We start from the raw sequence: 23,198 nt of genomic DNA, 5'->3' as shown, positions 1-23,198 counted from the left end.
CATTGGGCATGGGATTGACTGCGACCAAGGCAAGAACGGCAACGCCGCGACGCGAGGCATCGAAATCGCGCGGCGGCCGGCCGACTAAGAGCGCCGCGATCGAGCGCGATCAGCGCCTGATCGAGGTCGCCACCCGCCTATTCCTTGACCGCGGTTTTGACGCGACTTCGCTCGATGCGGTCGCGGAAGCGGCGCGCGTGAGCAAGCCGACCGTCTATGCCCGCTACGGCGACAAGCGCGGACTGTTCACGGCCGTGCTGAGGCGCGAGATCTCGCGCTGGCTTGCCCCGCTGTCTGCGGCGGCCGAAATGCAGCTCGGCAGTTCATCGGACATCTCGGTCGAACGGAGGCTGGTCGAGATCGGGCGCGAGATGCTGACGTTCACCTGCGGACCCGATGCCGTCGCCTTCAGCCGCATGATGACGTCTCAGGCCATCAACTTCCCCGACATCGCCAAGCTCGGCAAGGAAGAAGGCTGGCTCAAGGCCGTCGCCACCACGGCGCGCTTCTTCGACCATCTGGTGGCGGAAGGGACGCTCGACGTCGACGACACCACTATCGCGGCAGAAGTCTTTCTCGACGTCGTCGTCGGTCACACCCACCGCATGGCAACGTTCGGAACGACACTCGAGTTGAAGGTCGCTGAAAAGCGGATGCGCGCCGCGATCAAGCTGTTCCTCGCCGGCGCGCTCGGACCCGCAGACCGAGTCCAGAGCGCCGCCAAAGGTACGCAGCGACGCCGTCCGTCCCGCTGACAATTCCGTGAGGTCGCGATCCATTCGCCGGGGGGACACGCCCGCGCCATTGACCAAAATAAAACGATACGGTATGGTTTAGTTACAAGGCGGTGCGGACCGCTTTTCATCAGCCCCAAAGAGGTCCGTACCGCTTCGATCGCCGCAACGGGTACAGCCCGTAGCAGCGCTCCGCGGCCGGCCGGTGCCCAAGGCCGGCCGGTGCCCAAGGCCGGCCGCGAATTCTTTACGATCATCCGACACACTCGCCGGCCAAGATTTCGAGCATGCCAAGGGTTCGAGCATGAATGCAGCACGCCAATGCCCCTGGAAGTTGCTTGCAGTCGCTCTGTCGGCGTTGCTCATCGCAGCGCCGGCGCAGGCGATCGTCTCGGCCGGTGATACGCCCGCCGCCCTTCATAGCGAGACAGATGGTGATGCCGAAGCGGATCGCCAAGCGGTCAGCCGCGAGATCGAGCGCTTCCGCAGCTCGTCGATCTCGATCGACCAGGCCATGGCGATTGCGGAAGCTCGTCACGTCGGCGCCACGACGGCGGATGTGAGTTTCGACGGAGCCTCCGGCGTGCCGGTCTACCGCGTGAAGACCCTGCACAACGACCGCATCTGGCGCCACACCATCAATGCCGCAACCGGCGAGCTTGTCGGCGGGGAAGCTGCCCTCCCCCTCGCCGAGCTCGATCTCGACGACCGCAGCAACCTCGCAGCGCTGGGTGCCATCAAGCACCGCCTTGCGGATGCCGTGCACGTCGCCGAACGTGCGACCTCGGGCAAGGCGATCAGCGGCGGGCTGGTGCGCGAACGCGGCCGGCTCAATTTCGCGATCGTCGTCATCAGCGGCGACGATCTCAAGGAGGTCATCCTGGAGCCGCCGGGCGGCCGGGCGAAATAATGGAGGTCTGGCCGGCGGTCACAATCCCGCCGAAAAGCCATTGACCGGCGCAGGACTCTCCCGCATAAGTCGCCGCCATGTTCACGACCACCAAACGCACGACCAAAACCACCACGGCCTTCGGGGCCCGGGGAGGCGTGTGCGTGTAGTCGTCGACGAAAACGCATCAGCTCTCCCGAAGCCCCGCCCTCGATGGACCGGGGCTTTTTTGTTGTCTGCAACTCAACAGCATGATCCGGAAAAGTGGAATCCGGTTTTCCGATCAAGATCTTGCTCAACTGAAACGGAATGGAGGAGAATGTGAGTAACGATCCCGTCGTCGCGATTGTCGGCGTCACCGGTGCAGTGGGCGCCGAATTCATCGCCACCATGGACAAGCGCGGCTTTCGCGTTGGCAAGCTGAAGGCGCTGGCGAGCGCCCGCTCGGCCGGCAAGACGGTGTCGTTCCGCGGCAAGGATGTCGTCATCAATGAGCTGACCGAGCGCGCCTTCGAGGGCGTCGACATCGCGCTGTTCTCCGCCGGCGGCAGCATCTCGAAAACGTACGCGCCGATTGCGGTCAAGGCCGGCGCCGTCGTAATCGACAACTCCTCCGCCTTCCGCATGGACCCGAACGTGCCGCTGGTGATCCCCGAAATCAACGCGCATCGCATCCGCGACCACAAGGGCATCATCGCCAACCCGAACTGTGCGGCGATCACCGCGCTGGTGCCGATCTGGCCGATCCACCAGAAGAACCGCATCAAGCGCGTGATCATCTCGACCTACCAGGCGGCCTCCGGCGCCGGCGCAGCTGCGATGGACGAACTCGTCGAATCCACCCGCGCCAATCTCAACGGGCAGCTCTATACGCCCAAGGTGATGCCTCACCCCTACGCCTTCAACCTGTTCAACCACAACACCGCGGTCGATCCCGAGACCGGCTACAACGACGAAGAGACCAAGGTCATCAAGGAGACCCGCAAGATCTTCGAGGACGAGACAATCGCGATCGGCGTGACCTGCGTCCGCGTGCCGGTGTTGCGCGCCCATTGCGAGGCGATCACCTTCGAATGCGAGAAGCCGATCAGCGAGGATCAGGTCCGTGCCATCATGGCCCAGGCACCCGGCGTGAAGGTCGTCGACGACCGCACGAAGAATTACTTCCCGATGCCGATCGACGCTTCGGGCCAGGACGACGTCCTGGTCGGCCGCATCCGCAAGGACCTCAGCGATCCCTCAGGGCACTCGATCTCAATGTTCGTGGCGGCGGATCAGCTGCTCAAGGGCGCAGCGCTCAATGCGGTGCAGATCGCGGAGCTGCTGCCGCAGCGGGCGATGGCTTAACGAAGAGGTGCGCAGGGTGGGCAAAGGCGCGAAAGCGCCGTGCCCACCACTCTCTCACGCATTCAAGCGAGTTGGTGGGCACGCTTCGCTTTGCCCACCCTACGGCTAACCACCTTACGGCTCTGCCCGAAACAACAAGCATGCATCCCCGTACGAATAGAACCGGTATCCTTGGGCAATCGCGTGCGCATAGGCCTGCCGCATCGTCTCGAGCCCCGAGAATGCCGACACCAGCATGAACAGCGTCGATTTCGGCAGGTGGAAATTGGTCATCAAAATATCGACGGCGCGGAAGCGATAGCCGGGAGTGATGAAGATCGAGGTCTCGGCCGCGAACGGCGGGATCGTACCGTCCTCGCTGGCTGCGCTTTCGAGCAACCGTAGTGACGTGGTGCCGACGGCGATGATGCGGCCGCCATTTTTCCGCGCGGTGTTGAGCCGCTCCGCCGTCTCGGCCGAGATCGTCCCCCACTCGGCGTGCATCTTATGGCCTTCGGTGTCGTCCACCTTGACGGGCAGGAACGTCCCTGCCCCGACATGCAGCGTGACGCGGTTGACGCCGACACCGCGCTCGCGCAGCGCCTGCTCCAGCGCCGGGGTGAAATGCAGGCCCGCCGTCGGCGCGGCAACGGCGCCTTCGTTCGCCGCGAACATGGTCTGGTAATCGGCGAAATCCTGATCGTCCGGCGTGCGCTTGGACGCGATATAGGGCGGCAGCGGCGGGCTGCCGAGATCTGATATGGCCTGGTCGAGCGCGGGCCCATGGAACGAGAACGACAACGTCACCTCGCCCTCCGCACCCTTGGCCTCGACCTCGGCGTCGAGATGGCCGAGCAGGCAGACCTTGCCCTCGTTGCCGAAACGGATGCGGTCGCCGGCTATCAGCTTCTTCGCCGGCTTCACCAGCGCCTGCCAGCGCGAGCCGTCGATGCGCTTGATCAGCGTCGCCTCGATCCTCGGCTCGGTCTCGCGGCCGATGCGGCGGCCCTTCAATTGCGCCGCGATCACCTTGGTGTCGTTGACGACGAGCTGGTCGCCCGGCTTCAGCCATTGCGGCAGGTCGGAGATGATCTGGTCGCGCAGCGTCTCGTTCTCCACGACCAGCAGTCGTGCGGAGTCGCGCGGGCTCGCCGGCCGCAACGCGATGCGCTCGGGCGGCAGGTCGAAATCGAAGAGATCGGTGCGCATACTCAGTTCTTGTCATCGCCCGCGCAGGCGGGCGATCCAGTACTCACGGTCATAATTGTAACCACCGCTGGCGATTACTGGATGCCCCGCCTGCGCGGGGCATGACACCGGCAAAACGCTTATTCCTTGTCCGCCGCCATCCGCGCCTTGACGATCTTGTCGGGGTTCTGGACGGGCTCGCCGCGCTTGATCTTGTCGACGTTCTCCATGCCCTCGGTGACCTTGCCCCACACCGTATACTGGTTGTCGAGGAAGCGGGCGTCGTCGAAGCAGATGAAGAATTGGCTGTCGCCGGAATCGGGGCTGGCGGCGCGGGCCATCGAGGTGGTGCCGCGCACATGCGGCTCCTTGTTGAACTCGGCTTTCAGCTTCTTGCCGGAGCCTCCGGTGCCGGTGCCCTGCGGACAGCCGGTCTGCGCCATGAAACCCTCGATCACGCGGTGGAACACGATGCCGTCGTAAAAGTCCTCGCGGACCAGTTCCTTGATGCGTGCGACATGGCCGGGCGCGAGATCGGGCCGCATCTCGATGGTGACGGGGCCCTGCGTGGTCTCGAGGATCAAGGTGTTTTCGGTGACGCTCATGCTCGTCTCTCTTGCGTTGGAGGTGAAGTCTTACGGGTACGGAACTGGATCGCGAATGGACGTCCCGCGGCGGCGCCTGCCATTGCATCGGTAAATGGCATCGGCGTGCAGCGTTGCAACGCCTCCATCACCGCGATCCGGTATTGCAGCCGGTCATTGTCGGAGGCCTCCGCGGATTCATAGGAAATCCTCGGATGGCCCAAAATGTTTCCGGACCGGTTAAAGCTCACGACGACGGTGATGTCGAGTGGGCGAGCCTTGCTGGCCGGCGGCGGCTTCCAGCAGGTCCGCAGATGCCGGAAGATGTCCTGGATGGTGTTGACCTGCGTGTCTTCGGCGGCCGCGCCGGAGACGCCGAGCAGCAGCACCGTGGCAGCCAGCAAAAGCCTGTTGCCCCGACGCGCCATCGTCTCATCCTATTTAATGTCGGAGGCGACCTGGACCTTCACCATCTTGTCGGGATCGGTGACCGCGCCGCCGGCCGAGCCGGGCGGAGCCTTCTTCAGCTTGTCGACGACATCCATGCCCTGCACGACCTCTCCGATCACGGTGTACTGGTTATCGAGGCTGCCGCCGTCCGCGAACATGATGAAGAACTGCGAGTTGGCGGTGTCGACGCTATCGCCGCGCCGCGCCATCCCGACGATGCCACGTGCAAAATGCACCTTGGAGAATTCCTGCTTCAGGTTCGGGTATTTCGAGCCGCCGGTGCCGTTGAAATTCTGGCCGTCGCCGGTCTGGGCCATGAAGCCGTCCATGACGCGGTGGAACGGCACGTTGTTATAATAGCCCTCACGCGCGAGCTGCTTGATGCGCTCGGCGTGCTGCGGCGCGAGGTCGGGCCGCAGCTTGATGACGATGCGGCCCTTGGTGGTGTCGATGACAATGGCGTTGGCCTTGTCGAGGTTGGCCGGCAATTGCTGCGCCACCGCCGGCACCGCGAACAGAAGCGCGGCAAGAACTGCGAGAATTCGGATCATGACAACTCCGGATCAGATGAGAGAGGAAGCGCGCCTTTATCAGGCGAATTTTGCCTTGAGCTGTGCCGCAACCTGCGGCGGTACGAAGGCCGAGACGTCGCCGCCCATGCCGGCGATCTGGCGCACCAAAGTGGCGGTGATCGGGCGGACAGCGGGAGAGGCCGGCAGGAAGACCGTGTGCACCTCGGGCGCCATGGTGCCGTTCATGCCGGCGAGCTGCATCTCGTAGTCGAGGTCGGTGCTGTCGCGCAGGCCCCGGATCATGATGGTGGCGCCGTGCTTGCGCGCCGCGGTGACCGCGAGATCATCGAAGGTCACAGCTTCCAGAACGCAGCCAGCCTCGGCCGCCACCGGCCCGCAGACCTCGTGCAGCATCTCCAGCCGCTCCTCGGTCGAGAACAAAGGCTTCTTGCCGGGATGAACCCCGATCGCGACAACGAGCCTGTCGCACAGCGGAACGCTGTGCCGGACCACGTCCAGATGACCGTTGGTGATGGGATCGAAGGAACCTGGGTAGAAGGCAATGCGCGGCATGGCTCCGTCCTACCGCGCCCGGCCCGGCCCGGCAAGCCAGACAGGTTCCCCGCCGGTTTTTCGGCAGGACCCTGTCAGAATCCCCCCGAATTGTTTCGTCCTCAGGGCGGCCACGAAACAAAGGGAGCGCGAACGAAACCATTTCCGGCATCCGTGAAGACGTCCGGAAACTGGCCATGGTTACTAATCCAGCCAACGAATGACGGGCGCGCTAGCGGCCGCATCACAGGGGACCGTCAATGATCAAGGCTCTTTCAGCGATCGCCATCTCTGCATGTGTTGCTGCCGCCCTCACCCTCCTGCCCGGCTTTGCCCCGACCGTCGCAGCCAGCGTGCCGCAGCCGCTGGCCAAGAGCGACCGGCTCGACATCCGCACGGTCGGCAAGGACTGCTCGCAGCAGGCTTGGCCGAATTTCGAAGCGTCCTGCCTCCGCCGTGCCGGCACCAAGACCAATGTTCGCGAGGCACGCCTCGTGACCGCCGACCGCACGCCGTAGGCTCTGTCAGTTTCGCGTCAGAAAGCACCCTCTATAAACCCCATGGATATTTGCGACGTGTCGTCGCAGACTGTCTGATGCTCGCGCCCGTCGGAATGGCCCGGCGGGCGCGATCCCATCGGGGGGTCGATCTTGTCCAGTACGCCCGCAGTCGCTTCCGGCCATCACCCTGATCCCCTGCCGATTGCGATGACCATGGGCGCCCTCGGGGTTGTCTATGGCGATATCGGCACCAGTCCCCTCTACGCGCTGAAGGAAGCCGCCAAGGCGGCTGCGCATGGCGGCCCAGTGGCTCACGACGCTGTGCTCGGGGTTGCCTCGCTGATCCTCTGGGCGCTGCTCCTGATCATCTCGCTGAAATATGCACTTCTGATCCTGCGCGCCGACAACCGCGGCGAAGGCGGCATCGTCGCGCTGCTGGCGCTGCTCCATGCCCGCAACGCCCAACCCGGCACCTGGCGCGCCCATCTTCTGGTGGTCGGCCTCGTCGGCGCGGCCCTGCTCTATGGCGACGGCGCGATCACCCCGGCGATCTCGGTGCTCAGCGCCATCGAAGGCCTCAAGGTCGACGCGCCCTCACTCGCGCCGGTCGTGGTGCCCATCACCATCGCCATCCTGGTCGGGCTGTTCATGATGCAGAAGCAGGGCACCGGCTTCATCGGCCGCATCTTCGGACCGGTGATGCTGGCCTGGTTCTTCGTGCTGGCCGCGCTCGGCATCCACGGCATCGTCATGGCGCCGGCTGTGCTCGCGGCGCTCAGCCCGCTCTATGCGTTCGAGTTCCTGATCCACCAGGATTTTCACATCTCGTTCGCGATCCTCGGCGCCGCCTTCCTCGCGGTCACCGGCGGTGAAGCCATGTATGCCGACATGGGCCATTTCGGCCGCTTCCCGATCCGGCTCGCCTGGTTCGCGATCTGCCTGCCGGCGCTGGTGCTCAATTACTTTGGGCAGGCCGCGCTCCTGATCACCGATCCCACGATGATCGAGAACCCGTTCTTCCAGCTCTGCCCCGATGCCCTGCACTATCCGCTGGTCGCCTTCTCCGCGGTCGCGACCGTGATCGCCTCGCAGGCCATCATCTCCGGCGTGTTCTCGTTGACGCAGCAGTCGATCCAGCTCGGCTTTCTGCCGCGCATGCAGATCCGCCACACCACGAGCGTTGCGATCGGCCAGATCTATGTGCCGCTGGTAAACTGGCTGCTCGCCGCCGCAACGCTCGGCGCGGTCCTGAGCTTCGGCAGCTCGGAAGCGCTCGCCGGCGCCTACGGCATCGCGGTGTCGCTGCTGATGGCCATCACCACGCTGCTCGCGGCGCTGGTCGCGATCCAGTGGGGCTATTCGCCGTGGCTCGTGGTCGCCGTCAACGGCTTCTTCTTCGTGATCGACGTGATCTTCTTCTCCGCCAATTCGATCAAGCTGTTCGAGGGCGGCTGGTTTCCGCTGCTGCTCGCGGCCCTCGTCGCCTTCATGATGCTGACCTGGCGCAGCGGCGTGAAGCTTGTCGAGACGGCGCGCGCGAAGCTGCGCCAGCCCGAGGAGGATCTGATCGAGACAGCGGTCAACAAGTGCAGCGCGAGGCTGCCCGGAACCGCCATCTTCCTGGCATCCGCGCCGCGCGGCGTGCCGCTGGCGCTGACGCAATTCGTCAAGCACAACCGCGTGCTGCATGAGCGCATCGTCCTCGTCACCGTGCTGATCGAGGAACTGCCCCACATCGCCGATGAAGACCGCGCCGAGGTGATCGAGATCATCCCCGGTATCACCCGCGTGATTCTGCATTACGGTTTCATGCAGAACCCCACCATCTATGCCGGTCTGACGCTCGTCTGCCGCCAGGGCAAGCTGCCCGGCATCGATCTCTCCAACATCACCTATTACGTCGGCCGCGAGACCATCATCCCGAGCGAGGACATCCCGGGCATGTGGGTCTGGCGCGAAGGCCTGTTCGCCTTCCTCCAGCGCAACGCCGAACGCTCTGCCGCGTTCTTCGGCGTGCCGACCAAGCAGGTGGTGGAGTTCGGGACGGAGATCGAGATTTAGGACAGGTGCGTAGCTGGATGCGCTTCGCTCAATCCGGGCTACGAATGCAAACCTGGTTCCCGATTAGATTACGCCATCGGTCGGCGCTTCGCACCGACCTCCTGCTCCGTCGGGATTACACGTCACTCCCCGTTCGCCCCGTTCCCGCTCTCGGCCTCTTCGGTGATGTGCTCGACCGAGACGACGTGTTCGTCCTCGGCGGTGTCGAACACGATCACGCCTTGCGTCGAGCGGCCGGCGATGCGGATGCCTTCGACCGGGCAGCGGATCAGCTGTCCCTTGTCGGTGACCAGCATGATCTGGTCGGCCTCTTCCACAGGGAAAGAGGCCACGAGCTTGCCGTTGCGGTTATTGACGCTCATGGCGACGATGCCTTTGCCGCCGCGGCCGGTAGTGCGGTACTCGTAGGACGAGGTTCGCTTGCCGTAGCCGTTGACGGAGACAGTGAGCACGACCTGCTCGGCCGCCGACATCTCGACATAGCGCTCCTGCGCGAGCTGGAAGCTGCCGGAGGTCTCCTCAACCTCGGCATCCACGGCGGCCTCTTCGGCTGCGGCCTCGCCGGCGACCGCGCGGCGCATCTTCAGATAGGCCGAGCGTTCGTCCGATGAGGTCTCGACATGACGCAAAATCGCCAGCGAGATCACCTTGTCGCCCTCGCCAAGCGCAATACCGCGCACGCCCATCGAGGTGCGCCCGGTGAACACGCGCACGTCGGTGACAGGGAAGCGGATGCACTGGCCGGCGGCGCCGGTCAAAAGCACGTCGTCGCGCTCGGTGCAGATCTGCACGTCGACGATCGCCTCGCCTTCGTCGAGCTTCATTGCGATGATGCCGGAGCGGCGGACGTCGACGAAGTCGGACAGCTTGTTGCGCCGGACATTGCCGCCTGTCGTCGCGAACATCACATCGAGGTTGCCCCAGGTGGATTCATCCTCCGGCAGCGGCATGATGGTGGTGATGCGCTCGCCCTGCTCCAGCGGCAGGATGTTGATCAGCGCCTTGCCGCGCGCATTCGGCGCGGCCACCGGCAGCCGCCAGACCTTCTCCTTGTAGACCTGGCCGCGCGACGAGAAGAACAAGACCGGCGTGTGTGTGGAGGCCACGAACAGGCGGCTGACGAAATCCTCGTCGCGGGTCTGCATGCCGGCGCGGCCCTTGCCGCCGCGGCGCTGCGCCCGGTAGGCCGACAGCGGCACGCGCTTGACGTAGCCGGCGTGGGAGACCGTGACGACCATGTCCTCGCGCTGGATCAGGTCCTCGTCCTCGACCTCGCCTTCCTGCTCGATGATCACGGTGCGGCGCGGGGTCGCGAACTCGGCCTTCACTTCGGCGAGCTCGGTCTTGATGATGCCCAGCACGCGGGCGCGCGATCGCAGGATGTCGAGATAGTCGCCGATCTCACCGGCGAGCTTGTCGAGTTCCTCGCGGATTTCGTCACGGCCGAGTGCGGTGAGACGCTGAAGGCGCAAATCGAGAATGGCCCTCGCCTGTTCCATCGAGAGCCGGATCGTGCCGTCCTCGCTGATGCGGTGGCGCGGATCATCGATCAACGTCAGCATGTCCTCGACGTCTCGTGCCTGCCAGTCGCGGGACATCAGGGTGTCGCGGGCAGTGGTCGGGTCGGGTGAGGTCCGGATGACGCGGATCATCTCGTCGATATTGGCGACCGCGATCGCCAGACCGACCAGGATATGGGCGCGATCACGGGCCTTAGCGAGCAGGAACTTGGTGCGTCGCGTGACGACCCGCTCACGGAAGTCGACGAAGATGGCCAGCAAATCCTTCAGATGCATGATCCGCGGACGGCCGCTGTCGAGCGCAACCATGTTGACGCCGAAGCTCGTCTGCAGCGGCGTGAACCGGTACAGCTGATTCAGCACCACATCCGGCACGGCGTCGCGCTTCAATTCGATGACGACGCGGTAACCATCGCGGTCCGATTCATCGCGCAGGTCGCCGATGCCCTCGATCTTCTTTTCCTTTACCAGCTCGGCAATGCGCTCGACCATCGTCGCCTTGTTCACCTGATAGGGAATCTCGGTGATGATGATCGCCTCGCGCTCTTTGCGGATGGTCTCGATCGCGACCTTGCCGCGCATCATGACCGAGCCGCGACCGAGGTGATAGGCGGCACGGATGCCCTGCCGTCCGAGGATGACGCCGCCGGTCGGGAAATCCGGTCCCGGCACGATGTGGATGAGTTCGTCGATGGTGAGCGCGGGGTTGTCGATCAACGCGACGCAGGCATCGATGACCTCGCCGAGATTGTGCGGCGGGATGTTGGTCGCCATGCCGACCGCGATGCCGCCGGCGCCGTTGACGAGGAGGTTCGGGAACTTGGCCGGCAGGACCGACGGCTCGGTTTCGTTGTTGTCGTAGTTCGGCTGGAAGTCGACGGTGTCCTTGTCGATGTCGGCCAGCAGAGCCAACGCGGACTTCGTCAGTCGCGCTTCGGTGTACCGATAGGCCGCCGGGGGATCGCCGTCGACCGAGCCGAAATTGCCCTGGCCGTCGATGAGCGGCACGCGCATCGAGAAGTCCTGCGCCATCCGGACCATGGCGTCGTAGATCGACTGGTCGCCATGCGGATGATACTTACCGATCACGTCGCCGACCACGCGCGCCGACTTGACGTACTTCTTGTCAGGCGTGTGCCCCTGCTCGTTCATCGAGTACAGGATGCGACGATGAACCGGCTTCAACCCGTCGCGCGCATCAGGCAGCGCACGCGCCACGATCACGCTCATCGCGTAATCGAGATAGGACTTCTTCATCTCCTCGTAGATCGAAACGGGGCGAATGTCCGAGGGTTGCGCCGGCTGGTCGCCGGGCTTGTTGTCGTCGTCAGCCAAGGGGAAATCCGGTGAGGTTTTATCTGGGAATCATATAGCGCATCGGGGTCCTGATAACCACCCTTGCAGGCTCTCGGGAAGTGCTTTTTCCGCTTATTCTTCCAATAACTTAAGCCGTTACGAGCTGCGCCATAGAGGGACTTGGAATCGGCCTTACAAAGGCGCCTGCAAACTCTGGAAAACCGTGCGAAGCGTGTGCCCGTTTGCCGTGGCCCAGTCCGAGTTCAACCCCCACATGAAGCGGGCCCGGAAATCCCGAGCCCTTCCTTTCCATTAGCAGGATTGCTGACGCGATATAGGAAACGCCGCCCAATCCGGCCGGCGCGTCGTTCTCGTTGTGCGATCAAGCCTCAGAACGGAATATCGTCGTCCATGTCGCTGTTGCGGCCACCGCCGCCGGCGGCCACGGGACGGCGAGGTGCGCTGCTGACGGGACCGGAGGAGCCGAAATCGCCGCCCGGCTCGTCGCCGAAGCTGCCGCCTCCCCCGCCGCCGCCACGGCCGTCGAGCATCGTCAGCGTCGAGTTGAAGCCTTGGAGCACGACCTCGGTGGAGTACTTCTCGGCGCCGCTCTGGTCGGTCCACTTGCGGGTCTGGAGCGCGCCTTCAACGTAAATCTTGGCGCCCTTCTTCAGGTACTGTTCGGCGACTTTGCAGAGCCCTTCATTGAAGATCACGACGCGGTGCCACTCGGTCTTTTCCTTGCGCTCACCGGTCGCTTTGTCGCGCCAGGTCTCCGAGGTGGCGACGCTCAAATTCGCGATCGGCCGCCCGTCCTGCGTACGGCGAATTTCAGGATCCTTGCCGAGATTTCCAACCAGAATGACCTTGTTGACGCTTCCCGCCATCGCCGCTCTCCGCTCCGAATGCCACTGAATTTCAAAAGGCCGAGCCCGCGCGCGCGATGCTCTGCCGCCCTGTTGAGGCGACCCTATACGCTTGCGAGGACTGATCAGCCCATCAGCCCTCAACTTATCCCCACATATAGCACTGCTTGGCGGCGCGTTCCAGATTTGTTCCCATCAAAGAAAGCGCCGGGGCGCCCGAGCCCCGGATCGTCCGCTCCGCCACAAAATGTGGAACCGCGATGGAACTTTTCTGGTTCCCCAAAAACGAGAAAACTACTTAACATTCATCAAGTTGAGCGCCATTCAGTCGGCCTCCGACTGTTGCATTTCGGCGACGGACTCGACCTCCGGTTTAGGGTACGATCGCCTACGAATTGAGTTCATATGGGCGTCGCGCCTGATCAACCGCTTCGGGGACCTCAAGAAGCGGCCAAAAGTGGGGAGACTGCAATGAATAAGATTTTGTTTGGTGCCATCAGTGCAATGGCGTTGGGCCTGTCGGCTCCGGCGGGCGCGGCGGATATCGCTGCGCGTCCTTATACGAAGGCGCCGGCGCCCGCACCCGCGCCCATTTATACGTGGACTGGCTTCTATGCCGGTATCCAAGGCGGCGGCGGCTGGGGACAGACCGACGCCACATTCGTGGGCGCTCCGAACGCTCTCGGGTTCCTGGGAAGCCAGACTTACGACACCAGCGGCGGCTTCGTCGGCGGCGTCGTCGGCTACAATTGGCAGTCGGGCCCGATCGTGTTCGGCATCGAAGGCGACTATCACTGGGCCGACATCAACGGTCGTTCTGCTGAGATCAACGCCGGCCTCGGCGACACCTACTTCACCAGGCTGCGCAGCTTCGGTGACATCAAGGGCCGTATTGGCTACTCGACGGGTCCCGCACTCTGGTTCATCAGCGGCGGTGCCGCGGTCGGCGATATCAACCATCGGTATGACGCTGCCGCCGCCCCGCCCTTCATCTCCTTCAGCCAGAATGATACCCGTTGGGGCTGGACGGTCGGCGCCGGTGCGGAATACATGTTCGCCCCGAACTGGTCGGCTAAGGTCGAGTACAACTATATCGATCTCGGCAAGAGCACGATCTCGTTTGACCCGCTTGATCCGACCAATCGCACCGAGTTCAAGGATACGATCCACACGGTCAAGGCCGGCGTGAACTATCACTTCAATTGGGGCGGTTCGGTCCCGAACTACTGATATCCTGCTGATATCGCTTAAAGCCAAAGGCCGGCCTCTCGCCGGCCTTTTTGCTGCCTGCAACGCGGCCAGGCAACCTGTCAGTAGATGTTACATTTTGTGAATCTTGTGGCTTTTGAGAGACACAACTTGCGGCTTTAATGGTGTAAGTACGACATCAGTTGGACCACAGCGTCCGATGTCCTTCCGAACGCACGGAGGGCAAAAGCAGAAACCGGGACTGGGATTAGTTGAAAATGAAGAAGGTTTTGTTGGCTTCGGCCTGTTTGTTCGCTCTCGCTGCCCCGGCTTCGGCCGCTGATCTCGCGGCGCGCCCCTACACCAAGGCTCCGGTGGCTGTGGCCTCGGTCTACAACTGGACCGGCTTCTATCTCGGTATCGTCGGCGGCGGCGCTTGGGAAAACGGTTCAGGCGACCCGAAGATGAAGGGCGGCTTCATCGGCGGCACTGCCGGCTACAACTGGCAGACTGGCAACGTCGTGTTCGGTATCGAAGCCGACGGCGCCTGGGCTGACGTCAGCGCTTCGGCAACTGGCGCCACCTTCGTCCCGGGCTTCGGTGTCGTTGCAGCGACCGCGAGCTCGAAGACCGATGCAATGGGCACCGTGCGCGGCCGTATCGGCTACGCCGTCAATCAGGTCCTGTTCTACGGCACCGGCGGCTACGCCTGGATCGACAACAAGCTCAGCCTCTCCGCGCTCGGCGTGACTGTGTCGGACAGCAAGTGGCACTCCGGCTGGACCGTCGGCGCGGGCGTCGAAGCGTTCTTCGCGCCGCAGTGGTCGGTCAAGGGCGAGTACCTCTACCGCAGCCTTGGCGGCGAGACCTACTTCTCGGGCGCCGTGCCCACCGGCACGCTCAACTTCCACACCGTGCAGGTCGGCGTGAACTATCACTTCGGGGGCCCGGTGGTCGCGAAGTACTGATCTTCGCCCTCCGACGCCATCGCGTTACGAAAGGCCGGCCTTGCGCCGGCCTTTTTGTTGTCGCGGCCTCTCCAGCGCAGTTCCGCTGGCCTCCTGCTGCCAGATGCCGCCAGAGCGCCAACAATCCGTTGACGATTCGCAACTCGCACTGGAAATCCGCTCCCGTTCTTCCTACGTTCGCTGACATACCCATCGGCGCCGATCCCGGTTCCGGGCGAAGCGCGCCTAAACATTGGCGCGATCGCGCGCCTTTGGGATTCCTTGAGGACCACCAGGATGGATGAAGTGATCAAGGCGAAGCGCCAACAGCAGAACGCGGGCTCCAGCCTGCGCGCAATTACGATCCGTGGCGCCCGCGAGCACAACCTCAAGAACATCGACGTCGAGATTCCCCGCGACAAACTCGTGGTGTTCACCGGGCTGTCAGGCTCCGGCAAATCCTCGCTCGCCTTCGATACCATCTACGCCGAAGGCCAGCGCCGCTATGTCGAATCGCTCTCGGCCTATGCGCGCCAGTTCCTGGAGATGATGCAGAAGCCTGACGTCGACCAGATCGACGGCCTGTCGCCGGCAATTTCGATCGAGCAGAAGACGACGTCGAAAAACCCGCGCTCGACCGTCGGCACCGTCACCGAGATCTACGACTACATGCGCCTGCTCTGGGCCCGCGTCGGCGTGCCCTATTCGCCCGCCACCGGCCTGCCGATCGAGAGCCAGACCGTGTCGCAGATGGTCGACCGTGTGCTGGCGCTGCCTGAGGGCACCCGTCTCTATCTGCTCGCCCCCGTCGTGCGCGGCCGCAAGGGCGAGTACCGGAAGGAGCTCGCCGAATGGCTCAAGAAGGGCTTCCAGCGCGTCAAGGTCGACGGCGCCTTCCATGAACTCAGCGAGGCGCCGACGCTCGACAAGAAATTCCCGCACGACATCGACGTCGTCGTCGACCGCATCGTGGTGCGCGCCGACATTGGCCAGCGCCTCGCCGAAAGCTTTGAGACCGCGCTGAAGCTCGCCGAGGGCCTCGCCGTCGTCGAGTTCGCGGACGCGCCGGCGGCGGCGTCGGCGGAGGAAAAGAAGAAGACCGCGAAAATCCACGACAAGAGCGGCCCCGAGCGCATCCTGTTCTCGGAAAAATTCGCCTGCCCCGTCTCCGGCTTCACCATTCCCGAGATCGAGCCCAGGCTGTTTTCCTTCAACAACCCCTACGGCGCCTGCCCGGCCTGCGGCGGCCTCGGCGTCGAGCAGCATGTCGACGAAGATCTCGTCATTCCCGACAAGGACGTGACGTTGCGCAAGGGCGCGATCGCGCCCTGGGCCAAGTCGTCGTCACCCTATTACGTGCAGACTTTGACCGCGCTCGGCAAGCACTACAAGTTCACGCTCGACACCAAATGGAAGGACCTCGCCAAGAAGACGAAAGACGCGATCCTCTACGGCTCCGGCGAGGACGAGATCAAGTTCTCCTACGAGGACGGGGTGCGCTCCTACGACACCAAGAAGCCGTTCGAGGGCGTCATCACCAACATCAACCGCCGCTATCGCGAGACCGAGAGCGAGTGGGCCCGCGAGGAACTGGCCAAATATTTCCACGACGTGCCCTGCGAGGGTTGCAAGGGCTTCCGGCTGAAGCCTGAGGCGCTCTGCGTCAAGATCGGCGGCAAGCACATCGGCGATATTTCCGAGCTGTCGGTCAAGGGCGCCGGTGAATGGTTCGGCACCGTCCCGGAGGCGCTGAACGCGCAGCAAAACGAGATCGCCGGCCGCATCCTCAAGGAGATCCGCGAGCGCCTGACCTTCCTGCTCGACGTCGGCCTCAACTATCTCACCTTGTCCCGCTCCTCCGGTACGCTGTCGGGCGGCGAGAGCCAGCGCATCCGCCTGGCCTCGCAGATCGGCTCAGGCCTGACCGGCGTGCTCTACGTTCTGGACGAGCCCTCGATCGGCCTGCACCAGCGCGACAATGCGCGCCTGCTCGATACCCTCAAGCGCCTGCGCGACCTCGGCAACACCGTGATCGTCGTCGAGCATGACGAGGATGCCATCCTGCTCGCCGACTACGTCCTCGATATCGGCCCGGGTGCCGGCATGCATGGCGGCAACATCATCGCCGAAGGCACGCCGGCCGAGATCATGCGCAATCCGAAATCGCTGACCGGCAAGTATCTCACCGGCGAGCTCGAAGTCGAGGTGCCGGAGCGGCGCCCGCCGAACCATCGCCGCACCATCAAGGTGGTGAACGCGCGCGGCAATAACCTCAAGAACGTCACGGCGGAGATTCCGCTCGGCCTGTTCACCTGCGTCACCGGCGTCTCCGGCGGCGGCAAGTCGACGCTGCTGATCGATACCGTCTACAAGGCGATCGCCCGCAAGCTGAACAATGCCAGCGAGGGCGCCGCCCCGCACGACCGCATCGAGGGCCTCGAGCACATCGACAAGATCATCGACATCGACCAGTCGCCGATCGGCCGCACGCCGCGCTCGAATCCTGCGACCTACACCGGCGCCTTCACGCCGATCCGTGAATGGTTTGCGGGGCTACCGGAATCCAAAGCGCGCGGCTACGAGCCCGGCCGCTTTTCCTTCAACGTCAAGGGCGGCCGCTGCGAGGCGTGTCAGGGCGACGGCGTCATCAAGATCGAGATGCACTTCTTGCCCGACGTCTACGTCACCTGCGACGTCTGCAAGGGCAAGCGCTACAACCGCGAAACGCTGGAGGTCCTGTTCAAGGGCAAGAGCATCGCCGATGTGCTCGACATGACCGTCGAGGAGGCCGCCGAGTTCTTCAAGGCGGTACCGCGCGTGCGCGAGACCTTCCAGACCCTGCACCGCGTCGGGCTCGACTACATCCATGTCGGCCAGCAGGCTACGACGCTCTCGGGCGGCGAAGCCCAGCGCGTCAAGCTGGCAAAGGAGCTGTCAAAACGCGCCACCGGCCGCACGCTCTACATCCTGGACGAGCCGACCACCGGCCTGCACTTCCACGACGTCAAGAAGCTGCTGGAGGTGCTGCACGAGCTGGTCGCGCAGGGCAACACGGTCGTCGTCATCGAGCACAATCTCGAAGTGATCAAGACCGCAGACTGGGTCATCGACCTCGGCCCCGAAGGCGGCGACGGCGGCGGCGAGATCGTCGCCTGGGGCCCGCCGGAAGACATCGCGAAAGCGCCGCGAAGCTATACGGGGAAGTTTTTGGCGCCGGTGCTGAAGAAGGCGCGGAAGCCGAAGCCGCGGAGCACGAGCGAGGCGGCGGAGTAGGATCGCTCCGCGGCGTCTTCGAGGGCTTCGGAGAACATGCGAGTGACCGCCCGCGATGCCCAGCCGAACCTACACACTCTTTCGCAATGCAATTCTCGCCGAACAGCAGGTGACCTGCATCTACGAGGGCCGCTATCGCGAGCTCTGCCCGCACATCATCGGCGCCAACAAGAGCAGTGAGGAAGCTGTGTTGGCCTGGCAGTTCGCTGGTGAGAGCAGCGGCCCGCTGCCGCAATGGCGATGCCTGAAGCTGGCCAATGTCAGCGGCGCCCGTGCGCGCGATGGCCACTGGCACGAGGGCGGCTCGCATCGGACCACTCAGACCTGCGTCAGCAATATCGATCTCGACATCAATGTTGACGTGCGCAAGTTGCGGTGAGCCGCAAACCGCGGACCTCATCGATCACGAAGCCAGCGCACGATTCAGCGATAGATAATGCCCTATGGCTGTCCTCGAACTCCGCTTAAGAATGGCGTACTACAGCCCGCTTGAAATCCAGCCCCCATGCCCTACTCCCTCGCCATCTTCGATCTCGACGGCACGCTGGCCGACAGCTTCCCGTGGTTCCTGCGGACCATCAATGACGTCGCCGACCGGTTCGGCTTTCGCCGCGTCGCGGACGAGGATGTCGAGGGGCTGCGGCATGCTTCGAGCCGCGAGATCCTCGCCCGGCTCGAGGTGCCGCTGTGGAAGCTGCCGGCGATCGCGCGGCATGCGCGGCGGCTGAAGGCCGAGGCTGCGGCGGAGATTTCGCTGTTTGCGGGCGTCGAGGCGATGCTGCGAACGCTGGCCGAAAGCGGCGTGCAGCTCGCGCTGGTGACGTCGGACAGCGAGGCCAATGCGCGCGAAAAACTCGGCGAAGCTGCCGCGCTGTTCTCGCATTTCGACTGCGCCGCGTCGCTGTTCGGCAAGCCTGCGAAGTTTCGCCGCGTCATCCGGCGTGCCGGCGTGGAGCTCGACCAAGTGATCGCGATCGGCGACGAGGTGCGCGACATCGAGGGGGCGCGAGCTGTCGGTATTGCCTGCGGCGCGGTGTGCTGGGGTTATGCGGCACCGGCGGCGCTGCGGGCGCTGGGGCCGGACCACGTGTTTGAGCGGATGGGAGAGATTGCGGATGCCGTGTGCCGACATCGTAGGGTGGGTTAGCCCTGCGGCTGCGTCGAGCACGGCGCTAGGCTAGGTTCGTTAAGGCCACTTGCACCTTGACGGCCGGTAGGAGGTCCTACGGCACCTGCCCCCCTACTCCGTCTTGCGCAAGAACGCCCCGAACGCGCGCGGGCCGTCGCCGGTCTCGACCTCGCCGATCACCTTCAGCTCGGCGGCATCGATGATATCAAGCGTGTTGCTCTCCCAGCAGGCGACGATGACGTGCTTGCCGTCGGCGGTCGCGGCGATGCCTTCGGGATAGTCGCCGACGTTGATGCGCTTGACCGGCTTCAGCATCGCCAGATCGAACACGCTGACAGTGCCGCCATACTGGTCGGTGACGAAGCCACGGCCCAGCGTCAGTGCCACGGCGTAGGGACGCATGCCGACCGGCACGCGGCCGATCTCGCGGCCTGCGGCGATGTCGATCACGGAGACGTTGTTGGAGCCGACATTGGCGGTGTAGGCGCGCTTGCCCTCTGCATCGATGGTGACGCCGAACGGCCGCGTGCCGACCTTGATGGTCGCTTTGCGCTGACGCGTCGTGGTGTCCACCACCGAGACGCTGTCGTCGTCGCGGTCCGCCGAGAGCAGCAGCTTGCCATCAGGCGTCACCGCCAGGCCGGACGGCGAAGCGCCGACCGCGATGCTGGCCGTGACGCTGCGGCTCGCCGCGTCGATCACCCGCACCGCGGCCGCATACCAGTCCGCGACATAGACCGTCTTGCCATCGGGCGCCACCGCAATGCCGAGCGGCCCGCCGCCGACCTCGATCCTTCCTAAGACCTGGCGCGTTGCTGCGTCCACCACGGTCACCGCCTTGGCATCGGGGCTCGTCACATAGGCAAAGCGCCCGTCCGCGCTGACGGCCACACCGGCCGGCTTGCCGCCGATCGGGATGGTCGCGACGCTGCGCGATATCGCGAGATCCACGACCATCAGATCGTCGCTGAGCTGGTTGGTGACGAACGCTTCTTCGGCGGATGCGTTGCCGAGAGCGGCACGGCAGAGGCTGGCGGCGAACGCCGCCAGGAGCAGCGCCCGCACTGTCAGCTTCCGCTCTCGATCTTCTTCTTCAGCGCTTCGAGGCCGGCCTGATAAAGCCCCTTCACCGCCTTCACCGCGGCCTCGTCGCTCAGCTCCGGCGGCGGATCGTTGTTGGGAAAGCCGCGGTAGAAGGCGCCGGCCCATTCCAGCGTGCTCGCCTTGCCGTCGGCGCTCGGCGCCACCGTCAACGTCGAGGAATAATTGGTGACCGGCAGCACCTTCACGTCGACAGTGGTGATCCGGTAGGAATAAGTCATCGCAGCGGCGTCGAACTTATAGAGCTCCTCATCGACCGTGGCGCCGCCGGTCAAGGTCAGCCGCCGCGTTGCGCCGATCTCGTTGCCCTTCTCGCCCTCGGTCTTGGTGACGGGCGGGAGCCAGTTGATGTCCTGGAAATTGCCGATTGCCGCCCACACTTTGGCCGGGGCTGCATTGATCTCGATGGATTCGCGCACCTTCTGCCGGGTCGGTCCGTGCGCCCAGGCCGGTGTAGAAGCCGGTGCAAAAGCCGCCGTCAAAGCCGCCGCTCCCGCGGCAGTCAGTACCGCGGCCACGGCCACGCGCCGTCCAATCGTCACCCTCATCTCGTTTCCTCATCCGTCTCGTTGATCGTGCGCGACTTGGGCGCGCTGGGATCATCGTAGCGCATTTTGGGGCCGAGGGGAGACCGGTTCGTGGCACCGTTGCGGCGGCGCGCTTGCGCGATCCACAACCTGTTGCGCTGCCCGTCGGGCAAAGCATCCAATGGGTGGGGCAATCACGCCATGCAAAAATAATTCTCTTTATCAGCATTTCGGATTATCGTATAGGAAGCCATCCCAACCCGGCCGAGGGGCGCATCGCGATCGTCACGAACGCGGGATGGGACGTGGTGGACGCAGGCGGCGTCGGCGCGAAGGTGGTTTGCAGGGCGGGTCACACCGTGAGCAGCTACCTGCGTGCACACGACCGGTGCAGCCTGCGTACGGCAAAATCGTGTGGTCCTGGCGCCCGGGGTCTGTGCGCCAAGTCTTGCGGTGACGCTGCGGCCCGACCGGGTCCGCGCGTCAGCCATCCGCAAGACGACGGGGGCAATAGTGCATCGCTCCCCGGGGAGAGCACGACATAAGCCGTAAAGCCACTGCGCAGGGAAGGCCGGGTTGTTTGGCTTCACCTGTATGCCGCTGTGCAAATGTTTGTAGCGCATCTATCGCACAGTGGACCGCGGGTGCCAGCCGGCACCCGGTCTTCCCTGCGCCCTCGGCACCTTCGAGGGCAATGACTGCCGTAAAACTCGGGCGAAACACGCCGCGAGGGGGCGAAGGTGTGTCTGCAATTGAAATGCGAATTGAATTGAAGCGACCGTGTCACCCACGCCCCGTCATTGCGAGCGAAGCGAAGCAATCCAGAGTGCCTCCGCGGAAAGATTCTGGATTGCTTCGTCGCGAGAGCTCCTCGCAACGACGGCGGAGAGAACGGCCGTCGGCCGCGCCTTCCTACTCCGTCAGCGTCGCCTCCACGAACCCGCGCGGGTCGTCACAGAATTCCCGCATCACCCGATAATGATCGGTTTGCTCCACCGTCGTCGGCTCCAGGCCGTATTTCCCGAGCCGAAGCAGCTGCGCATTTGGATAGGCCATCAGCAGAGGCGCATGGGTCGCCATGATGACCTGACAATTGCCGGAGAGATCCATCCGATGCAGGAGCTTGAGGAAGTCCATCTGCCGCGCGGGCGAAAGTGCGGATTCCGGCTCGTCGAAGATGTAGATGCCCTGATTTTGGCAGCGCTCCTCGAAGAAGACCAGAAAGCCCTCACCGTGGGAAAAAGAGAGATAGTCCGGGGCTTCTTGAACGCTCGCACCAAACACGCCTTCCATGGCTTGCGCAGCACTCCCGGCCGAGCGGTCCAGATACCGCGCAACAGAAAAGAATGTCTCGGCCCGAAAAAACCAGCCGTCGGTTACCTTCGGCACCCAGGCAGCCTTCAGGGCGGCAGACAGCTCTACGCCGGTTACTTCCATGCCGCCGCCATCGATCTCCTGAAAGCCCTTGCGGCCGCCGGTGCTGGCAAAGCCGGCCATCCCCGCGATGCCCTCGAGGATGGTCGACTTGCCGGTGCCGTTCTCGCCGACGATGATGGTCACGGCGGTGTCGAAATTCTGATCGAACTCGTCCCTGAACACGGGAAGACAGAACGGATACGCCTCCCAATCCTCGACCGCCGAACGATCGAGCCAGACGCGCCGGAGATAGGGCGCGGGCAAGGTGGTTTGACGACGTTGTTTCCGGCCCATGCTCTCAACCTGCCCCTATTGCTCCAGCGCGGTGCCGATAAATCGGTCCGGATCATCGCAGAACTCCCGCATGACCTTGAAGTGCTCCGTCTCTCGCAACATCACCGGTTCGATGCCTGCTCTGGTCAGCCGCAACAACTTCGCGTTCGGATAAGCCATCAGCATCGGCGCGTGCGTCGCCATGATAACCTGACAGATGCGGGAGTCTTCCATGCGTTGCAGCAGTTTCAGAAATTCGATCTGGCGCGCCGGCGACAGCGCCGATTCCGGCTCGTCGAAAATAAAGATGCCCTGGCGCTGGCACCGCTCCTCGAAGAAGCGCAGGAAGCCTTCGCCATGGGAATGCGACAGGAAATCGGGACCGAGCTGGCCAGCATCACGCGCAGCCTTGTCAAGATATCGCGCCACCGAGAAAAAACTCTCGGCGCGAAAAAACCAGCCATTGGTAATTTTCGGCAACCAGCTTGCGCGCAGTGCCTTGGAGAGTTGGCCGCCCATCTTCTCGCTAGCTTCGGAGTGATCGACGGGCATGTAGCCCTTTCCGCCACCGGCATCGTCGTAGCCGGCGAGCGTGGCTATGCCCTCGAGGATCGTCGATTTCCCGGTGCCGTTCTCGCCGACGATGATCGTGATCGCGGCGTCGAAGTTGAGCTCGAAATCATCCGGAAAGATGGGCAGGCAAAACGGATAAGCCTCGCGATCGTGAACCTGCGACGGGTCGAGCCAGACCCGCTTCAGATACGGCGCAGGCAGGTTGATCGTGCGATTGCCCTTCCGCGCCACTGTTGGCCTCCAGAACCCGAACCTTCCCCGGAACATAACAGGAACAATCAGGTTGCGAAAGG

21 protein-coding genes are annotated in these 23,198 nt (G+C 63.9%); 10 read left to right on the top strand and 11 right to left on the bottom strand.

The annotated features are described in order from the left end of the window. The first annotated feature begins 8 nt into the window (after nucleotides 1–8). The 3 genes from IVA80_RS08330 (at nucleotide 9) to IVA80_RS08320 (ending at nucleotide 2,970) form a co-directional block, all read left to right on the top strand. On the top strand, nucleotides 9–755 hold the full coding sequence (locus tag IVA80_RS08330; protein WP_247427831.1) for a TetR/AcrR family transcriptional regulator: 747 nt from the start codon (nucleotides 9–11) through the stop codon (nucleotides 753–755). Between the two features lie 283 nt (nucleotides 756–1,038). Then, nucleotides 1,039–1,644, top strand: coding sequence for a PepSY domain-containing protein (locus tag IVA80_RS08325; protein WP_247427828.1), 606 nt, complete (start codon nucleotides 1,039–1,041; stop codon nucleotides 1,642–1,644). Between the two features lie 288 nt (nucleotides 1,645–1,932). After that, complete coding sequence (locus IVA80_RS08320; RefSeq protein ID WP_247427826.1) at nucleotides 1,933–2,970, top strand: aspartate-semialdehyde dehydrogenase; 1,038 nt, start codon at nucleotides 1,933–1,935, stop codon at nucleotides 2,968–2,970. A 114-nt stretch (nucleotides 2,971–3,084) separates the two neighbouring features. Here the strand turns inward: IVA80_RS08320 and queA are convergent, their stop codons facing one another. The 5 genes from queA to coaD form a co-directional block, all read right to left on the bottom strand. Next, nucleotides 3,085–4,158, bottom strand: a complete 1,074-nt coding sequence (queA, locus tag IVA80_RS08315) for a tRNA preQ1(34) S-adenosylmethionine ribosyltransferase-isomerase QueA (RefSeq protein ID WP_247427824.1) — start codon at nucleotides 4,156–4,158, stop codon at nucleotides 3,085–3,087. Between the two features lie 119 nt (nucleotides 4,159–4,277). After that, nucleotides 4,278–4,742 carry a peptidylprolyl isomerase gene (locus tag IVA80_RS08310; protein WP_247427821.1) on the bottom strand — a complete coding sequence of 155 codons (465 nt, stop codon included), beginning with the start codon at nucleotides 4,740–4,742 and terminating at the stop codon, nucleotides 4,278–4,280. After that, entirely contained in the window at nucleotides 4,739–5,149 is a 411-nt protein-coding gene (locus tag IVA80_RS08305; protein ID WP_247427818.1) for a hypothetical protein, read from the bottom strand. Before IVA80_RS08305 ends, IVA80_RS08310 begins: the two co-directional genes overlap by 4 nt. Before the next feature lie 9 nt (nucleotides 5,150–5,158). Continuing rightward, nucleotides 5,159–5,722: a peptidylprolyl isomerase gene (locus IVA80_RS08300; RefSeq protein WP_247427815.1), complete on the bottom strand. Its 564-nt coding sequence runs from the start codon at nucleotides 5,720–5,722 to the stop codon at nucleotides 5,159–5,161. A 39-nt stretch (nucleotides 5,723–5,761) separates the two neighbouring features. Continuing rightward, nucleotides 5,762–6,256: a pantetheine-phosphate adenylyltransferase gene (coaD, locus tag IVA80_RS08295; protein ID WP_247427811.1), complete on the bottom strand. Its 495-nt coding sequence runs from the start codon at nucleotides 6,254–6,256 to the stop codon at nucleotides 5,762–5,764. 239 nt (nucleotides 6,257–6,495) lie between these two features. On the opposite strand from coaD, the gene IVA80_RS08290 reads away from it, so the two are divergent. After that, complete coding sequence (locus IVA80_RS08290) at nucleotides 6,496–6,753, top strand: hypothetical protein (RefSeq protein WP_247427808.1); 258 nt, start codon at nucleotides 6,496–6,498, stop codon at nucleotides 6,751–6,753. A gap of 189 nt (nucleotides 6,754–6,942) precedes the next feature. After that, on the top strand, nucleotides 6,943–8,796 hold the full coding sequence (locus IVA80_RS08285; protein WP_247427916.1) for a KUP/HAK/KT family potassium transporter: 1,854 nt from the start codon (nucleotides 6,943–6,945) through the stop codon (nucleotides 8,794–8,796). 122 nt (nucleotides 8,797–8,918) lie between these two features. On the opposite strand, the gene gyrA is transcribed toward IVA80_RS08285, so the two are convergent. Together gyrA and IVA80_RS08275 are read right to left on the bottom strand one after the other, a co-directional pair. Further along, nucleotides 8,919–11,651: a DNA gyrase subunit A gene (gyrA, locus tag IVA80_RS08280; protein ID WP_247427806.1), complete on the bottom strand. Its 2,733-nt coding sequence runs from the start codon at nucleotides 11,649–11,651 to the stop codon at nucleotides 8,919–8,921. 350 nt (nucleotides 11,652–12,001) lie between these two features. Continuing rightward, nucleotides 12,002–12,499: a single-stranded DNA-binding protein gene (locus IVA80_RS08275; protein ID WP_247427804.1), complete on the bottom strand. Its 498-nt coding sequence runs from the start codon at nucleotides 12,497–12,499 to the stop codon at nucleotides 12,002–12,004. A gap of 450 nt (nucleotides 12,500–12,949) precedes the next feature. Between IVA80_RS08275 and IVA80_RS08270 the strand changes: the two genes are divergently transcribed. The 5 genes from IVA80_RS08270 to IVA80_RS08250 all read left to right on the top strand — a co-directional run bounded on the left by IVA80_RS08270 (nucleotide 12,950) and on the right by IVA80_RS08250 (nucleotide 19,033). Then, complete coding sequence (locus tag IVA80_RS08270; protein WP_247427802.1) at nucleotides 12,950–13,708, top strand: outer membrane beta-barrel protein; 759 nt, start codon at nucleotides 12,950–12,952, stop codon at nucleotides 13,706–13,708. Between the two features lie 236 nt (nucleotides 13,709–13,944). Continuing rightward, nucleotides 13,945–14,634: an outer membrane protein gene (locus IVA80_RS08265; protein WP_247427800.1), complete on the top strand. Its 690-nt coding sequence runs from the start codon at nucleotides 13,945–13,947 to the stop codon at nucleotides 14,632–14,634. A gap of 276 nt (nucleotides 14,635–14,910) precedes the next feature. Beyond that, nucleotides 14,911–17,886, top strand: coding sequence for an excinuclease ABC subunit UvrA (gene uvrA / locus IVA80_RS08260; RefSeq protein ID WP_247427797.1), 2,976 nt, complete (start codon nucleotides 14,911–14,913; stop codon nucleotides 17,884–17,886). Between the two features lie 55 nt (nucleotides 17,887–17,941). Beyond that, entirely contained in the window at nucleotides 17,942–18,265 is a 324-nt protein-coding gene (locus IVA80_RS08255) for a hypothetical protein (protein ID WP_247427795.1), read from the top strand. Between the two features lie 126 nt (nucleotides 18,266–18,391). Further along, nucleotides 18,392–19,033 carry an HAD family hydrolase gene (locus IVA80_RS08250; RefSeq protein WP_247427793.1) on the top strand — a complete coding sequence of 214 codons (642 nt, stop codon included), beginning with the start codon at nucleotides 18,392–18,394 and terminating at the stop codon, nucleotides 19,031–19,033. Between the two features lie 93 nt (nucleotides 19,034–19,126). Here IVA80_RS08250 and IVA80_RS08245 read toward each other — a convergent pair whose 3' ends face one another. From IVA80_RS08245 to IVA80_RS08230, 4 genes are all read right to left on the bottom strand, one after another. Continuing rightward, nucleotides 19,127–20,080 carry a cytochrome D1 domain-containing protein gene (locus IVA80_RS08245; RefSeq protein WP_247427791.1) on the bottom strand — a complete coding sequence of 318 codons (954 nt, stop codon included), beginning with the start codon at nucleotides 20,078–20,080 and terminating at the stop codon, nucleotides 19,127–19,129. A gap of 2 nt (nucleotides 20,081–20,082) precedes the next feature. Next, nucleotides 20,083–20,664, bottom strand: coding sequence for an SRPBCC family protein (locus tag IVA80_RS08240; protein WP_247427789.1), 582 nt, complete (start codon nucleotides 20,662–20,664; stop codon nucleotides 20,083–20,085). A gap of 891 nt (nucleotides 20,665–21,555) precedes the next feature. Continuing rightward, nucleotides 21,556–22,353 (bottom strand): AAA family ATPase, encoded by a 798-nt coding sequence (locus IVA80_RS08235; RefSeq protein ID WP_247427787.1) that lies wholly within the window; start codon nucleotides 22,351–22,353, stop codon nucleotides 21,556–21,558. Nucleotides 22,354–22,368: 15 nt separating this feature from the next. Next, a complete protein-coding gene (locus IVA80_RS08230; protein WP_247427784.1) occupies nucleotides 22,369–23,136 on the bottom strand; it encodes an AAA family ATPase in 768 nt (255 codons plus the stop codon). Nucleotides 23,137–23,198: the final 62 nt, after the last annotated feature.

The sequence above is a fragment of the Bradyrhizobium sp. 139 genome (assembly GCF_023074175.1).
Lineage (GTDB): Bacteria > Pseudomonadota > Alphaproteobacteria > Rhizobiales > Xanthobacteraceae > Bradyrhizobium.
The sequence above is the reverse complement of the archived record's forward strand: the minus strand, read 5'-3'. Positions and strand labels throughout refer to the sequence as shown.

What these genes read in the sequence shown, in the direction of transcription:
- IVA80_RS08255 (WP_247427795.1), top strand. Translation starts at nt 17,942, where the DNA reads ATGCCCAGCCGAACCTACACACTCTTTCGCAATGCAATTCTCGCCGAA.
- IVA80_RS08305 (WP_247427818.1), bottom strand. Translation starts at nt 5,149, where the DNA reads ATGGCGCGTCGGGGCAACAGGCTTTTGCTGGCTGCCACGGTGCTGCTG.
- IVA80_RS08235 (WP_247427787.1), bottom strand. Translation starts at nt 22,353, where the DNA reads ATGGGCCGGAAACAACGTCGTCAAACCACCTTGCCCGCGCCCTATCTC.
- IVA80_RS08270 (WP_247427802.1), top strand. Translation starts at nt 12,950, where the DNA reads ATGAATAAGATTTTGTTTGGTGCCATCAGTGCAATGGCGTTGGGCCTG.
- IVA80_RS08250 (WP_247427793.1), top strand. Translation starts at nt 18,392, where the DNA reads ATGCCCTACTCCCTCGCCATCTTCGATCTCGACGGCACGCTGGCCGAC.
- IVA80_RS08310 (WP_247427821.1), bottom strand. Translation starts at nt 4,742, where the DNA reads ATGAGCGTCACCGAAAACACCTTGATCCTCGAGACCACGCAGGGCCCC.
- IVA80_RS08330 (WP_247427831.1), top strand. Translation starts at nt 9, where the DNA reads ATGGGATTGACTGCGACCAAGGCAAGAACGGCAACGCCGCGACGCGAG.
- IVA80_RS08240 (WP_247427789.1), bottom strand. Translation starts at nt 20,664, where the DNA reads ATGAGGGTGACGATTGGACGGCGCGTGGCCGTGGCCGCGGTACTGACT.
- IVA80_RS08320 (WP_247427826.1), top strand. Translation starts at nt 1,933, where the DNA reads ATGGAGGAGAATGTGAGTAACGATCCCGTCGTCGCGATTGTCGGCGTC.
- uvrA (WP_247427797.1), top strand. Translation starts at nt 14,911, where the DNA reads ATGGATGAAGTGATCAAGGCGAAGCGCCAACAGCAGAACGCGGGCTCC.
- IVA80_RS08275 (WP_247427804.1), bottom strand. Translation starts at nt 12,499, where the DNA reads ATGGCGGGAAGCGTCAACAAGGTCATTCTGGTTGGAAATCTCGGCAAG.
- coaD (WP_247427811.1), bottom strand. Translation starts at nt 6,256, where the DNA reads ATGCCGCGCATTGCCTTCTACCCAGGTTCCTTCGATCCCATCACCAAC.
- IVA80_RS08290 (WP_247427808.1), top strand. Translation starts at nt 6,496, where the DNA reads ATGATCAAGGCTCTTTCAGCGATCGCCATCTCTGCATGTGTTGCTGCC.
- IVA80_RS08265 (WP_247427800.1), top strand. Translation starts at nt 13,945, where the DNA reads ATGAAGAAGGTTTTGTTGGCTTCGGCCTGTTTGTTCGCTCTCGCTGCC.
- IVA80_RS08285 (WP_247427916.1), top strand. Translation starts at nt 6,943, where the DNA reads ATGACCATGGGCGCCCTCGGGGTTGTCTATGGCGATATCGGCACCAGT.
- IVA80_RS08300 (WP_247427815.1), bottom strand. Translation starts at nt 5,722, where the DNA reads ATGATCCGAATTCTCGCAGTTCTTGCCGCGCTTCTGTTCGCGGTGCCG.
- IVA80_RS08325 (WP_247427828.1), top strand. Translation starts at nt 1,039, where the DNA reads ATGAATGCAGCACGCCAATGCCCCTGGAAGTTGCTTGCAGTCGCTCTG.
- queA (WP_247427824.1), bottom strand. Translation starts at nt 4,158, where the DNA reads ATGCGCACCGATCTCTTCGATTTCGACCTGCCGCCCGAGCGCATCGCG.